Here is a 14342-nt window from a genome sequence, read left to right as displayed (position 1 = left end):
GTACGGTAACGAAGCGTGGACCACGACCGCGAGACGACCCAGCGAGGAGCGGCCCTCGACGTGAGCGATCAAGTCGTCGGGGATCGCGACGCGTTCCTTGGTTGTCCCGAGAACGAAATCGCCGGGATGGAGAATAAACTCGCCACCCTCCTCGACGACGGTCTCTTCGACGTACTCGTCAACCTCCTGCTCGCTGTTGGGATGGATACACGGAATGTTTGCGTGCTGGAACTCCAGGAACTCACGACCCAGCCGAAGATCAACGCTCGCGGGCTGGACCTGTAAATCAAGATCGTCCAGTGGCTCGATACGGAGGTCGCCCGCCTCCAGACGCGCCAGGATGTCCCGATCGGAGAGGATCATATCGGTATTCCGGACCCGGTCGGTCTAAAGGTTCCCGATCAGCGACTCGCAAGCCGGATACCGGGCCTACACGAGGAAGAGGAGGAACCCGATCCCGAACGTCACGATCGCCGTTTTCGACAGCGAAATATCGTGGACGATAGCGAGCCCGATGGCTTGGACGGCCGCTTCCCAGAGTACTCTGAGGAATTCGACAACCAGGAGGCCGGTCGACCCCCTATTGAACTGCTCGACGAAGTCGATCGCAGCGTCAGGTTCGGCCGGGACCTGCCCAAGCACCACGTAAAACCCAATTGCTGACAGTGGCAACAGCGCAACGGAGACCAGCATTGCTTCGCCGACGACCGCTAGCGTGGCTCCGAACCAACGATCTGCGCCGGCAAACCACATGAAAAAGTGAATCACGACAGCGAGCAACAGCCAGCCGAAATACACGCCGAGAAACGTCAGCAGGAACTGGCCACCCAGTTCGGACATGGCTTCCTGGCGCACGGCGCCAGCGACGTCGATCCGGCTGATAACGCGATCGACGAACCACCAGACAAGCGCGATCGAGAGGACAGCACTGACCGTCACGATACCGGCTGCCGAACGGAGTGACGGCCGGTCGCGACGGCTAAAGTACGCAGCTGGATCGAGGAGCGGTGTACGCGGGGACATGACAGTGATTGCTTACAATCACCAAATAACGATGTCGATTTAGGGGCAGGCGTCGAAGCGTCGATATGAAACAGGCGATTGTCGCCCGCGCTGACCTGAACATGGGCGAGGGAAAGCTCGCCGCCCAAGTCGCCCATGCCTCGCTGATGGCGTACGAGGATGCCGACCGCCGGACGAAAAGCGAGTGGAAAGGCGAGGGCCAGAAGAAGATCGTCCTCCAGGCCGACGGCGAGTCACAGCTGTTCGAACTCGCAGATGTCGCCGAATGCGAGGGGATCGCTCACGCGATTGTCAGGGACGCCGGCCACACCGAACTCGAACCAGGGACCGTCTCCGCGCTGGCCGTGGGTCCCGCACGCGAAGATATTGTCGATCGCGTCACCGGCGACCTCTCGTTGTACTGACTGGCGACAGTTCGACATATCGACCGGCGACAACTCGACCGCTTTCAATCCTCCTATTTACCTCTTACTGAAGCCTTTATGTATCGCGTGCCCTAACTCGGAGTGAACACTCGACCTATGCAAGGAAACCAGCAACAACAGGCCTACGATCGCGGGATAACGATTTTCTCGCCGGACGGCCGGCTCTACCAGGTAGAGTACGCACGCGAGGCCGTCAAACGCGGCAGCGCGAGCGTCGGCGTCCGGACCGAAGACGGCGTCGTCCTCGCGGCCGACCGCCAGGCTCGATCGGACCTGATCGAGCGCGATAGCATCGAAAAGACGCACAAGATCGACGACCACATCGCCATTGCCTCGGCCGGTCACGTGGCCGACGCACGCAAACTTATCGACTTCGCCCGTCGGCGTGCACAGGTCAACCGGCTCCGGTACGACGAGCCGATGGGCGTCGAACCGCTGACGAAGGCCATCACGGATACGATCCAGGATTACACCCAAACTGGTGGCGCGCGACCGTTCGGTGTGTCACTGATCGTCGGTGGGATGGAGAACGGTGAGCCACGCCTGTTCGAGACCGATCCCTCCGGGACCCCATACGAGTGGTCGGCCCTGGCGGTCGGCGGCGGCCGTGAGGACATCCAGGAGTACTTCGAAGACAACTACGAGGAGGGTCTGACCCTCGAGCAGGGCGTCGGCCTCGCGCTCGAAGGGCTGGCCGAACCAGATGACGACGGACTCGACCCGGACGGCGTCGACCTCCAGACGGTCGACGAGGACGGCGTCCTCACGGTCGGCCAGGACGTAATCGAAGAGCATCTCGACGAACGCGACCTCCTAGGCGGTGATGACGAATGAATCCCGATATGAATCTCGACCCGACTGGCGACGACGCGATCGACCCGTACAGCCCGGAACTCGGCTCGATCGCGACCGAGAACGGTGACAAGGAAAACGTGACGAAGACCGGCACGACGACGGTCGGCCTCGCGACCGAGGAGGGAGTCGTCATCGCAACCGATCGGCGAGCCAGCCTGGGTGGCCGGTTCGTCTCGAACAAGAACGTCGTCAAGGTCGATCAGATCCACCCGACTGCGGCCATGACGCTGGTCGGTTCGGTCGGTGGTGCCCAGTCGTTCATCCGCACGCTACGCTCGGAGGCCAGTCTCTACGAGACGCGCCGTGACGAACCGATGAGCATCAACGCCCTGGCGACGCTTGCGGGCAACTTCGCCCGTGGCGGCCCCTTCTTCGCGATCCACCCGATCCTGGGCGGGGTCGACGAGGAGGGGAGCCACGTCTACACGATCGATCCGGCCGGCGGCGTCATGGAGGACGACTACGCTGTCACCGGCAGCGGGATGCAACTTGCCTACGGGACCCTCGAAGGCGAATACAATCCCGAGCTTTCGACCGAGGAGGCACGGGAACTCGCGACGCGGGCCGTCCAGGCCGCAAGCGAACGTGACACCGGCTCTGGCAACGGGCTCGTGATCGCCGAGATCACCGACGAGGGCGTCGAGATCGAGGAGTTCGACGACCTCGCTGAGGCGCTGTAACTCTCCGAATCACGTTCCCTCAGACGGGACTGTCGTCATCTCCAGACGTATTTTGCAGACAGTTTCCCGAGACTGGTGAGAACGGAAGTTCTCACCGCCCAGACGAGGATGTGAAAATGCGGATCCAGTCGATGTGAACTACCCACCCTGCTCGCGCTGATGCGCTCACAGAGGGAGGGACTTAGCGCCTCGATTCAGCTAAGTAGCCGATGCCCTGCGGAGTGACCGCGGTAAGTGTGACAGATGAGTACTCTTTTCACTCAGTCCGTCCGACACATCACAGAATAATGGTTCCTCTGACACGTCGGACCTTCCTTCACGGTGCCGTAGGAGTTACTGCTGCACTTGCTGGATGTGCCGGAATGGATGATGATTCCGCTGAATCGACGGAGATGCCATTCCCCGACCATGACGACAGCAGCCCGACGCCCCAAACGGTAACGGTCCCGGAGTCGCTCTTACTCCGTGTTGATACCGATCGCCCGCCGATTTGGCTCGACGGGTCAGACGGCGAATCCGACGGCCGTCCGACAGCAATCGACCCTGACAACTGGCGGGATTTCATCGTCGACGATTCGGCCCGCGCTGACCGTGTCACCGTTAGTGATCGCGTCGATAGTGGACAGGTCGAATCGTTTTCTCAGCGACAGACTTTGCAACTGAGACGGTCTACGTCGATCTGATACCGGTCGAGGAATGTATCCGCCTCACGCTTTGTCTCGTCGGTTGGACAGCAACCAGCATATCGACGGATTACAGCCGTCGTAGCCGACCATATACAGCGCGCTGTGAAGTCGACGAACAGGTCATCGAAGCGCGGCTCATTCGAATCCCCGATGCAATCGACGCCGACGACGTGCACAAATACTCACGTTCGATCGAAACCGGCGTCTGTGATCGTCACCACGGGGAAGCCCCTGCTCATTCTACGTCCGCCAACGAACGGAAGACCCGGACAGAAACGACACCAACCCACTCCGGGGATGGACAGTGATGCGAGAAAATAGTTCGTCCACGACAGAGTGGGGCCGAATAACTCGCCGTGGGTTGCTGGCCGTCGTCGGAACGAGCCTCTTTGCCGGCTGTACTCGCCTCGGGGGGCTAGGCGATGGAGGACAACAGACAATACACGCCGATGATCTGCTAGCCGATCCCGACGAGGATCCGAAACCAGTTGTGTCCGAATCGGTGCCCGTCGACATCGCTCCCGACCACCGTAATGGTGCCCGATCCAGGGTAAGGACGCTCCTTGGGCAACTCCCCAGGCCACTGGGGCCGGACGATATTCCCAATGGCTATCTCCGCGAACACCTTTCTGACGCTGCGAGCAATGCCGCTACTGGCCTCGACGACGCAGGCAACGCCCCAACAGGACTCGCAGCGCTCACATCACTTCAACAGGCCCGTGTTGCGGCGCGGTACGCCGCTGCTGGCTGGGGTGTCGCCGACCGAGATCTCACCGCCGAACCCTTCCAACGAGAGTACAGGCAAGTGGTCTCGGAAGCGCGGTCGCTTCGCGATGGATACGAGTACCTCGGCAGCGATCCCGTCCGAGCAGCCCTCGTTCACGAACGCATCGAAGACATGCTGGAGCAAGTGATCGATAGTCAGGTCCCCGGAGAGAAACAAGATCTCCTGCACGTTGCCGAGTGGGGTGAAACAGCTGAATCAGCACGGGTACATCTTGCTGACGCACGCCACCTCAGCAAGCAGTTCACTGCGTCCCTGCCCGCGGACGCCGGTACTCTCGAGGAGGCACTCACTGAAGCGGCCGAAACGCTACTCACAGCGGTCCGGTCGCGAAGAGCGGAATTGCCACCGGGGCTGACTGCCGAAGAGTGGGGCATCCTTGAGCGGGCGATTGACGACCTTCGCGGGGATGTCGACGATGGGATCGCCCAAATCGGAGACGCAAACGGACCAGCCAGTGCCGTGGTCAACGCGAACAGACGACTCACAGAGTTCCAAGCACTAGACCGCTTAGAGGGGCGCATCGATGACGGCAAGCCGCCCCGACTGGAGAGTGCCGAGGCGGTCCGGAAGCTCCGGTCGACCGCCATCGATGCGATTGAGGCCGCACTTGCGGAGAGTTCAGTACCGGAACTGACGCGAACGGCCCTCAAGAATGCTGTCTGGCGAGTTGTCGCCACTGACCGGCGACTCGCCCGACATGAGGGACCGATCGACGTTTCGTATCTCGAGATTCACGCCCCCGATTACCGTATCGCGACTGCTATCGCACGGGCAGCGCCCGCTGTCTCTCGGCAGACAGTCGAGACACTTGACCGTGTGTAGACGTCCGAACGATACCGCGAGAGCCCCTCTCTTGAGAAGTCGACAGCGTTCACCTTGTTCGTGACCACTGATCGAGATACTCCCACTCGTCTCACTCGCTCAAAGAGTGCCCTAAGCGAGCACGATGCCAGCTCGGGCAATGGTCTCATGATCGGCGAGATACCGACGAGGGTGTCGAGTTCGAGGAGTTCGACGACCTCGCTGAGGCGCTGTAAAGACACGCTGAGCACACCGTTTCAGCACGTTCTTACCGACTCATTCCTACCCTTCGGGTAGCTAATGCGCCAGGCACACCCAGTCGAAGACGCAGTCGGGATGGACTACTACGTCAGCGATAGCGACGGCGTCGGTGGGCACCTCCGCCGGGAACCTGCGGCCTTCGGCGTCCGCGAGATCGAGGCCTTCGACGTCGAGTCGATCGACGCCGAGCCCGGCGCGTACCCACACGTCGTCTTCCGGGCGACACTCGCCGGCTGGGACACCAACGACTTCGCGAGCGTGCTCTCGGATTCCCTGGGGATCAGCCGCGAGCGCGTCTCCTGGGCTGGGACGAAGGACAAACACGCCCGGACGACCCAGTTGTTCTCCGTCACGAAGATCGACCCTGGCGACCTCGATGCGATCGACCTCTCGAACGTCGAAATCGAGGTTCTCGGCCGAAGTGGCCGGCCGATCCTCTTCGGCGATCTGGCGGGCAATGCCTTCGAGATCGAGATCAGCGAGCCCGATCGACCCGAAAACATCGATGCCGTGCTCGACGAACTCGCCGCGTTCGCCGGCAGTGACCGTGACCGCGACGAGGGAAGTGCGACGACCGTCGGCGTGCCCAACTTTTTCGGCCAGCAGCGATTCGGCAGCGAGCGCCCGGTCACCCACGAGGTCGGACTCGCGATCGCCCGGAGCGACTGGAAGGACGCCGTCCTCGCCTACGTCGGCAACCCACACGACCGTGAGCGCGAGGACACGCGCGAGGCGCGAGCGTATGTTGCGGAAACCAGGGACTGGCAGGGTGCGCTCGATCGCCTGCCCAATCGCCTGGGCTACGAGCGATCCATGTGCCATCGCCTCGCCGAGAACGGGGCCAGCAATCCAGAAGACTTCCGGGACGCCCTGGAGGCAGTCCCGACCAATCTCCAACAGTTGTTCGTCAACGCCGCCCAATCGTACGCGTTCAACCGCATCCTCTCGGCCCGACTCGAGCGCGGGCTCCCCTTCGACGAACCGGTCCCCGGCGACGCGGTGTGTTTTGCCGACAACGACGGCCCCGACGGACTGGAACTGCCGGATACCGGTCGGACCCAGCGCGTCACCGAAGACAACGTCGGAACGGTTCGTCGGCACTGCGAGCGCGGGCGGGCGTTCGTGACCGCGCCGCTGCTCGGGACCGAAAGTGAGCTTGCCGAGGGCGAACCTGGTGAGATCGAACGCGCAGTCTTCGAGGAGTTGGGAATCGGGCCGGCGGACTTCGATCTGCCCGGGGAGTTTCGTTCGGAAGGAACACGCCGGGCGATTCTCCTGCGGACGGATCTGTCCGTCGAGCGCGATCCGCTGACGCTCTCGTTTGCGCTGCCGAAGGGCTCGTACGCGACGGTTGTCCTCCGGGAGATCACGAAGGCCGATCCGGCGGATCTGTAGATCGTCCAGCCACTCCGGGAGGCTTTTGCCTGAATGCAGGCGCTAAGCCCCAGTCCTCAAGGAGTCGTTCGAGAGGGCGAAGCTCTCTCGTAATCACGAAAATCCCCGATTTTCGGACGACAACGCAGGGCGAAGCCCGAGTAGCGTTAACGAGATCGAAGCTCTCGTCAACGCCTGTGGAGACTGCGCTCCCGACGAGAACCACTACGTTCTTGCATAGCGCGTCGTGGAAGCAGGAAGCCCTCCCCTCAAGGAACGAGCCGCGTCAGCGGCGAGTGAATAGGAGAGTTCACGGGAGCACAAACTGCTTCAGGCCGAAGACACGTTGCGGGAGATCTACGATCAGGTAGGGAAGACCGACGAGATCGGACGCTACGAGGCCGCGCCGCGACCCGAGCGGTGACCTGGTGATACCTGTCGAGATTGCTTTGCTAACAGTTACCCCGACATGAAATATATTCGAAAATCTTAATGACTGAACGACATAACGTCACTAACATGGTGCGCACTACCCGCCGGCAACTTCTTGCCGGTGTCACCATGGCCGCCCTACCCAGTTGTCTCAGTAGCGCCGTCGCAGGCGAACCGACAACTGCGTCCGAATCGTCCCCCTCCGAAACGGCGACGCCGACGCCCGACTCGGATGATACATCGCTCCCAGACACCCTCAAGGCGGTTCTCGATCCTGTTCCGGAATCCGTGGACAGCACGCAGGCTTCGCGAATATCGATTGCCACGCCGTCGCCCGAACAGGAGAGTACCTCCGTGACAATGTGGAACCAGCGCGCAGACGAGTTCGGTCTCGATGAAGACTCCGTGGATCGAATCGCGACCGCGATCTATGGTGAAGACCGAAACCGGATCATGACACTCGTCGGCTCGTTCGACGCCAATGATCCGAACGCTCCTGAAGAAATTCCGGACAGTGCGGTCCATCGCGACGACGGGCTCTTCATTCTCGGCATGGCCTCACAAGGCGGAGCCTGGACTGACGGTGTCTCAGTGGCGAAAGACGCAATCGATGACGACTTGGAGTTCTCCGAGGAGACACGCCTGGCGCTGGCACAGGTAGCCGACTCGTCCACCGTACAGGTGTTCCCCTCCTTCCCGCCGAGTACGGTCTCAGGACTCCCTGACATCGACACAGAAGTGCTCGAAAGTGTGGCTCTCGGTGTGGATCGGATCGATCCCACAGCAGTCCAATACGCTATCGTCGGGGTGTACACGGACGAATCAGCATATGACGCAGACGACTTCGAGACGCTTCTCAAGGACCCGGGATCAGGTGACGGCAGCGTCGGAACTGTCAAACAGGACGGTCGCGTCGCCATCGGTTCGATCGAAATAGCATCCCCATCGAGTGAGCTCCGGGAACGATCACCTGACCTCTGGTTACGGGTTCAGTATGATGCGGAAACAGGAACAGCCAAACTCCTCCACTCACAGGACGAGCCAGTCTCGACAGATGGGCTGGCGCTGTATATCGACGGCCAAGAAGTAACCGACGTCTGGAACGGCGAGGAATTCGGCCCGAAAGAGGCCATCACTGTCGAGGCTGACCTCCTCTCGTCGATCGTCCTCGAGTGGACCGACCCTGAGAACCCCGAATACCAAACAGTCGTCAGTCAGGAGCTGGTCACCGACAGAGTGAGGTTCGAGGAGGACTACGCTCGTGAGTCAGGGACGCTGACGCTGACGTATACCGGTCCCAAACCGATTACAGCCACTGACCGTATCGAGATCGAGCACCGTTCGTCATCGACTCAAGAGTATACCTATCGAGAACAGGAGGCAGACACCGGATCCCTCGCGGCGTATCATGACACGCTTTCTCCGGGCGACAAGTTCGAAATTGACGGTGTCACACTCCACGACCGTGTATCGCTCTCGGCAACGCATTCGGTCGAGCGTGGCACCACCACGCAGTCGTTGTCGAGTTCGGTGTATCATTTCCGTGCACAGGTACCCGGACACTTCACACTGGACCAACAAGAAGAGCCAACGCTCGTGTATGGTGGCCGGAGAGCTCGCGATCCCGCGAACTACCGGGTGACCGTCGCTGGCACCGAACTCTCGGACGGGTTGGAGGACGAATACGACACACTCGAGTCAGGTGACGAATTCCCGATCGACGGCGAGGTTGGCGATGAAGTCGTCGTCGAGTGGACTGGAGCTGGCGGTCCGGCAACGGCCTTCAACGCGTATATTACACCGCCGGTGTCCTTCGAGTTGAACCACGCTCCCGACGGATTCGAGCTCGTCTACCGGAGCGAACAAGGATATGAGGGAGACCCGGACGCGTTCAAGATAGAGGCATACGGGTCGGACTCAAAGACGAAGTTCACCGAGGAGTACGAGACGCTGGAGGACGGCGACAGCGTCGACATCGCGTTCGATCGCATGAGCTTCCTCAGGGTGGAATGGACTGTTCCCGAAGAACCCGTACGGATCGACGGGATCAGTCTGCGTCAAATGGTCGAGTTCGAGATGGATGGGACGTCGCTGAGGTTTGCGGGTGAGGGCGAGTGGTCAGCTGAGGCGTTCGGGGTGACGGTAGATGGCGAGTCAATCGACGGCTTCTCGGATACCATCACCAAAGGAGACAGTATCGATCTGGATGTCGATACTGGATCGACTGTCGAAGTCGTCTGGGAAAATGGATCGACTGAGGTCGACATTTTCTCGGAGACTGTCCACCCATCGTTCGAGTTCACGGTCGAATATGACTCCGAAGAGGAGTCGCTGACGCTCACCTCCGAGACAGATGCGAAACTCGATCCGGCGGAGGTAGCTGTCTCGACCTATGGTAGCCAGATTGAGACCAATCCGAGTGTCTGGGCCGAGGAATACGACGTGGTCGAAGCGGGCGATTCGATCACACTGTCGGTGTCCGGAGAGCCGGAGGGGCTCGCGGTCGAACACGAGTCCTGGAACGCATATTTCTCGAAGGGCATAGAGTAACGAGTGACGTGAGTGAGGGCTCCGTCGAAACGAATAGGGCACCATTTTCTACCGTGGCCGACCTGTTTGGCGTGATGACTGCGGTCATCGACGTTGAGATCAACCGGGCTGATGCAGATACTGAGAAGGATGTCAATCTTGACAACAGCCAACCAATCCTGAACAGCAGGTCCTACGCAGAACCCAGCCGGCTACGCAGTCCAAGGAACCTGAAACTGCGTGAGACGATCACCGAGCACGGACCCGAGAGTATCCGGGCGACCGCCGAGATGGTGCAACGGGACGACAAACAGGGCCATCAAAACCGGTCTGAACTCGACGATATCGGCATTATCGAGATCGATAGCGGCGGAGCGGGAAAGGCGAAGACGCCGACACTGGCCTACGACGAACTCGAAATCGACATCCCCTTTGCAGGATCGAACGGAAACGTCGGTGCGGCTACGCCGTGATCCATCGTCGATTCATTTCCGTTCAGACTACGAGCAATTGCAGCACGATACCCAGAGCAAATACCGCCACGCCGGCCAGTAGTGCCTACGCGTGTAGTCCGTATTCGGTGACGATCGGAGTGGACTCGTCGTTCACCAGCCCGTAGAGACCGCTCACAAGCAAGACGACTCCGCCGACGAGGACCATCCCGCCGCGGAGAGTCGATTCGCCGACAGTGACGATCCCCCACGCCGTCATGTGGAAGCCAACACTGAGATACGCAACCGAGACCGCTCGCGAGGGATGCACCATGCAGGAGTGATCTTTCGGCGAGCGAATGAATCTTCGGCTCGGACGACCGTCTCGATTGCTGAATCAAAATTGCTCGACCACGACTGGTCCCAAGAGAAGTATTTTGACGATTAGCGCTGAAGGTCGACACATGCCCGACGAGCAGGCTGAAGCAGCCGGACCCATCGATGCCTTCCGATCGTTCTTCGCACTCCGGCGGGACGTCCTCGTGTTGTCCCTGGCGATGTTCACCTTCAGTCTCGGATTCCAGATGACCAGTCGCTTCCTCCCCGAGTACATGCGCGCACTCGGCGCGTCGGGATTCATCGTCGGCCTCTTTGGTACGTTCGGGAACATCATCTCGGCGGTGTTCCCGTACCCTGGCGGCGCGATCTCGGACCGAATCGGCTCGCGATACGCCCTGACGCTGTTTGGCTTGCTCTCGACGCTCGGCTTTGCTGTCTGGCTGGTCGCCGGACAGCTCGACGCGTTCACGGCCGCCGGCCTGACCGTCGAACCGTGGGTGTGGATCTTCGTCGGCCTGATCCTGGCCCAGGCCTGGAAATCCTTCGGCCTCGGAGCGACCTTCGCCGTGGTCAAGCAGGCGACCGAGCCTTCGCGGCTGGCAGCCGGCTTCGCAGCGACCGAGACGTTCCGACGGGTGGCATTTCTGGTCGGCCCGGTGCTCGCGACTGTCCTGATCGGCCTCCACCCGTCGTTCACGGTGAGTTTCCAGTACGTCCTCGCGGTCGCTGTCGTCTTCGGCGCACTCGGCACGCTCGTCCAGCACTGGCTGTACGACGCAAGCGAGGACACTATCGGCGGCTCCTTCTCCGGACTCGGTCAAATACTGGCGGATCTCCGGACGATGCCCGGTCCGCTCCGGCCGCTACTCGTCGGCGACACGCTGGTCCGGTTCGCCAACGGCATGGTCTACGTGTTCTTCGTGCTCGTCGTCACCCGTTTCCACGAGGTCGGCCTGGACCTGTCCCTGGCGCTCGGTGGGTTCGCCTACGACCTCACGCTCTCGCCGGCGGCCTTTTTCGGCGTATTACTCGGCGTAGAAATGTTGGTCGCCCTACTGGTGATGGCTCCCGCAGCGAAGGTTGCCGAATACGTGGGGCTCAAACCGGTCATCGCCGTCGGCTTTGCGGTCTATGCGATCTTCCCGATCGTGTTGATCTATGCACCCCCGACCGCGACCGCGATGCTCGCCGCCTTTGCGTTCTCAGGCTTGCGCTTTGTCGGCCTCCCCTCCCACAAGGCGATGATCGTCGGCCCCGCGGAGCAAGACGCCGGCGGCCGGGTGACTGGGACGTACTACCTGCTGCGGAACGCGGTTGTCATTCCCAGTGCCGCGATCGGTGGGTACCTCTGGGAGTTCCTCAGCCCCGAGATCGCGTTCACGCTAGCCGCCGTCATCGGCACGGTCGGGACCGGCTACTTCCTCATCTTTGGGGAAGAGTTCGCGGCCTACCGCTGAGCAGTTCGGGCCCATAGATCGCCCCGCTTATTCGGCACGAGCCCCCACAGTACAGTAATGCAGTGCCGAGAGTGTGCCGCTGATCTCGATCGGCCGGGCGATTACTGCCTGGTCTGTCGAACAGCCAACGCCGACGTGGTCGTCCTCGATCTCGACCGGGACCGAGCGCGCGTGACGACCCTCAGCGGCGAGGAGATCCTGGGGGCGCGTGTCGTCACGACGACGCCGGAAGACGGCGAGTTGAGCGGCGTCGAGTTGCGCAACTTCGCCGGCCAGGTCGCCGACGAGGTCCACCGCAAGCGCCCGGAGGAAGTCTACGTCACCGGCGATCGGACGGTCATCGACGCCGTCCGGTCGCAGTTCCATTATGAGTGTTTTCGCGTCAAAGGCGACGATCCCGTCGAGCGCGTCATCGAACGACAGGGCGAACCCGCCCTGGATGTCGTCGAGGCCAGCGCAGCCGAGAAAATCGGCGGCACGCATTCGACGCTGATCGGCAACCGTGACGGCAAACGGGCGATCGAGACCGTTGCGGGGCATCCACACGTCAAAAAGATTATTCCGGGACCGATCGACGCCGGCGGTTCGAGCGCCCGTGGGGGCGTCCGGGCGAAAGCGACCCGCGCTGACGAGGGTGGCAACGTCCGGTTGTTGATCCGGGACGGCTCTAGCGTCCAGGAGAACCGCGTGGTGACGACCGCAGGCGACCGCGAACTCGGTGAACACGTCCGGGCAGACCTCAACGAGGCACTCAACGAGGCCGATCTGGCAGAGTGATTGGGCCGCCGTGCCGCCAGTGCCCGCGACTCAACAGGTTTATGAGCGCGCTCGCCCGAACTGCTGGTACTATGGCCGAACGAGGAGAGACCGGCAGCGCCGGCCGGTTCGGCGCACGCTACGGGCGAGTCGCCCGGCGTCGCGTCGCACAGATCGAAGAGGACATGCGCGACGAACACAAGTGCCCAGAGTGTGGCGAAGACCGCGTCTCCCGCCAGGGCACTGGCATTTGGGAGTGCAGCTACTGTGGCTACACGTTCACGGGCGGAGCCTACAGCCCGCAGACGCCGGGCGGTCGAGCGGCCGAACGGTCGATCCGGGCGGCACTCGCCGAGACGGCGACCGAGGAGGAATAACATGGCCTACAAGTGCTCGCGTTGCAAGCGTGACGTCGAACTCGACGAGTACGGTGGCGTTCGCTGTCCCTACTGCGGGCACCGGGTCTTGCTGAAAGAACGGTCCCGAGACGTCAAGGAAGTCACCGTCGAGTAGCGACGGACGCTCGTATGGATCACGAGGCAGTTCTCACCGCCACATACGACGACCACGACAGCGCCCGCCTCGTCGAGCGGAGTATCGCCCTCGAAGTCGACGAGATCGACGGCGGCCGCACGCACGCCATGGTCCAACGAGAGGGCGCGACGGTGACCGTCACGATTCGAGCGGCTGATCTGGTCGCCTTACGGGCTGGACTCACGACCTGGACCGGACTGGTCGAGGTCGCCGAGGGAGCAGCAGGGATCTGAGCTGTCAGGTTCCGGGCGGGACCCTACAGATCGGCCCACGGGCCGAAGTGTGGCGCAGTGCCGGGTTCGGTACGTTTATGCGAGAAATAGTCGTTACCAGTGGCATGGTCCAATTCAGTCAGCCCTCACAGTCGAACAGTGGCGTGCCGATCGTCGGCGGTATCATCGGCGGGGCAGTCGCGTATCTCGTTGGGATTCTCGTGATCTTCTTCGCAAAATCGGGAGTTATACAGAACGATCTCGCCCAGTCTCTGGGCCAAGTAGGACAGCTAAGTGGGGACGTGAGTCTTCCCGGGGCCTGGCAGGTGGGTGGGTGGATCTTCTATGCAGCCCACAACGTCGAGATCACGATGGACATCTCGACGGCAGGGCGATCGATGAGTCAGTCCCTCCCAGTCACCAACGGACTGATATGGGAACCATGGTTCCTCGTCGTCCCTGTCGTAGCGCTGTTGATCGCGGGATTTCTCGTCGCCAGCACCGTTCCAGCCCAGACCGCCACGAGCGGATTTCAAGCGGGCGCATCGGTCGTCCTCGGGTACGGGTTGCTCGCCGTCGTAGGTGTGTTTCTGACCGAGTGGGAGCTCTCGATTAGCCAGTTGGGTACCGAGGTGAGTGCAGCCGTCGGGCCGAGTCTCGTGCCGGGAGCCATCCTCGTTGGCCTCGTGTATCCGATTGTCGCGGGTGGAATCGGTGGAATCGCAGCTAGCAGGACGTGACACGGTCGATTATCGTGCAA

At 61.5% G+C, this 14342-nt stretch carries 16 protein-coding genes and 2 pseudogenes; 15 read left to right on the top strand and 3 right to left on the bottom strand.

Translation table 11 applies throughout. The features are described from left to right. Positions 1-9: 9 nt before the first annotated feature. A pseudogene (gene dcd, locus HZR20_RS14485) lies at positions 10-363 on the bottom strand (dCTP deaminase); the annotation flags it as partial. A gap of 66 nt (positions 364-429) precedes the next feature. Continuing rightward, complete coding sequence (locus HZR20_RS05295) at positions 430-1023, bottom strand: YIP1 family protein (RefSeq protein ID WP_181685549.1); 594 nt, start codon at positions 1021-1023, stop codon at positions 430-432. Positions 1024-1088: 65 nt separating this feature from the next. Here HZR20_RS05295 and pth2 point away from each other — a divergent pair, with 65 nt between their 5' ends. From pth2 to HZR20_RS05255, 9 genes and pseudogenes are all read left to right on the top strand, one after another. Continuing rightward, positions 1089-1427, top strand: coding sequence for a peptidyl-tRNA hydrolase Pth2 (pth2, locus tag HZR20_RS05290; RefSeq protein ID WP_181685548.1), 339 nt, complete (start codon positions 1089-1091; stop codon positions 1425-1427). Positions 1428-1544: 117 nt separating this feature from the next. Beyond that, on the top strand, positions 1545-2282 hold the full coding sequence (gene psmA / locus HZR20_RS05285; RefSeq protein WP_181685547.1) for an archaeal proteasome endopeptidase complex subunit alpha: 738 nt from the start codon (positions 1545-1547) through the stop codon (positions 2280-2282). Further along, on the top strand, positions 2279-2983 hold the full coding sequence (gene psmB / locus HZR20_RS05280; protein ID WP_181685546.1) for an archaeal proteasome endopeptidase complex subunit beta: 705 nt from the start codon (positions 2279-2281) through the stop codon (positions 2981-2983). The genes psmA and psmB overlap by 4 nt, the downstream gene beginning before the upstream one ends. A 362-nt stretch (positions 2984-3345) precedes the next feature. Next, the gene (locus HZR20_RS05275) at positions 3346-3666 is read left to right on the top strand and encodes a hypothetical protein (RefSeq protein WP_220132664.1); all 321 of its coding nucleotides are present in this window, start codon (positions 3346-3348) and stop codon (positions 3664-3666) included. A 310-nt stretch (positions 3667-3976) separates the two neighbouring features. Then, positions 3977-5278: a hypothetical protein gene (locus HZR20_RS05270; protein WP_181685544.1), complete on the top strand. Its 1302-nt coding sequence runs from the start codon at positions 3977-3979 to the stop codon at positions 5276-5278. A gap of 279 nt (positions 5279-5557) precedes the next feature. Continuing rightward, positions 5558-6913 carry a tRNA pseudouridine(13) synthase TruD gene (gene truD, locus HZR20_RS05265; RefSeq protein ID WP_181685543.1) on the top strand — a complete coding sequence of 452 codons (1356 nt, stop codon included), beginning with the start codon at positions 5558-5560 and terminating at the stop codon, positions 6911-6913. 295 nt (positions 6914-7208) lie between these two features. Beyond that, positions 7209-7316: pseudogene (locus tag HZR20_RS14775) on the top strand (transcriptional regulator); the annotation flags it as partial. A 95-nt stretch (positions 7317-7411) separates the two neighbouring features. After that, positions 7412-9874, top strand: a complete 2463-nt coding sequence (locus HZR20_RS05260) for a hypothetical protein (RefSeq protein WP_181685542.1) — start codon at positions 7412-7414, stop codon at positions 9872-9874. Positions 9875-9948: 74 nt separating this feature from the next. Beyond that, positions 9949-10326, top strand: coding sequence for an HVO_A0114 family putative DNA-binding protein (locus tag HZR20_RS05255; RefSeq protein WP_181685541.1), 378 nt, complete (start codon positions 9949-9951; stop codon positions 10324-10326). 85 nt (positions 10327-10411) lie between these two features. Here HZR20_RS05255 and HZR20_RS05250 read toward each other — a convergent pair whose 3' ends face one another. Then, entirely contained in the window at positions 10412-10618 is a 207-nt protein-coding gene (locus tag HZR20_RS05250) for a hypothetical protein (protein WP_181685540.1), read from the bottom strand. Between the two features lie 130 nt (positions 10619-10748). Between HZR20_RS05250 and HZR20_RS05245 the strand changes: the two genes are divergently transcribed. The 6 genes from HZR20_RS05245 to HZR20_RS05220 all read left to right on the top strand — a co-directional run bounded on the left by HZR20_RS05245 (position 10749) and on the right by HZR20_RS05220 (position 14322). Next, positions 10749-12080 (top strand): MFS transporter, encoded by a 1332-nt coding sequence (locus tag HZR20_RS05245; protein WP_181685539.1) that lies wholly within the window; start codon positions 10749-10751, stop codon positions 12078-12080. Positions 12081-12137: 57 nt separating this feature from the next. Further along, positions 12138-12857: a DUF2103 domain-containing protein gene (locus tag HZR20_RS05240; RefSeq protein WP_181685538.1), complete on the top strand. Its 720-nt coding sequence runs from the start codon at positions 12138-12140 to the stop codon at positions 12855-12857. Between the two features lie 71 nt (positions 12858-12928). Next, positions 12929-13213, top strand: coding sequence for a 50S ribosomal protein L37ae (locus HZR20_RS05235; RefSeq protein WP_181685537.1), 285 nt, complete (start codon positions 12929-12931; stop codon positions 13211-13213). 1 nt (position 13214) lies between these two features. After that, positions 13215-13349 (top strand): DNA-directed RNA polymerase subunit P, encoded by a 135-nt coding sequence (locus tag HZR20_RS05230; RefSeq protein WP_181685536.1) that lies wholly within the window; start codon positions 13215-13217, stop codon positions 13347-13349. Positions 13350-13363: 14 nt separating this feature from the next. Then, positions 13364-13603 (top strand): KEOPS complex subunit Pcc1, encoded by a 240-nt coding sequence (locus tag HZR20_RS05225; protein WP_181685535.1) that lies wholly within the window; start codon positions 13364-13366, stop codon positions 13601-13603. 104 nt (positions 13604-13707) lie between these two features. Continuing rightward, positions 13708-14322, top strand: a complete 615-nt coding sequence (locus tag HZR20_RS05220) for a hypothetical protein (RefSeq protein WP_181685534.1) — start codon at positions 13708-13710, stop codon at positions 14320-14322. Positions 14323-14342: the final 20 nt, after the last annotated feature.

The sequence above is a fragment of the Halorhabdus salina genome (assembly GCF_013839425.1).
In the GTDB taxonomy this organism is placed as follows: Archaea; Halobacteriota; Halobacteria; order Halobacteriales; family Haloarculaceae; genus Halorhabdus; species Halorhabdus salina.
Note: the sequence above shows the minus strand (reverse complement) of the source record. Positions and strands in the feature narration are given on the sequence as shown.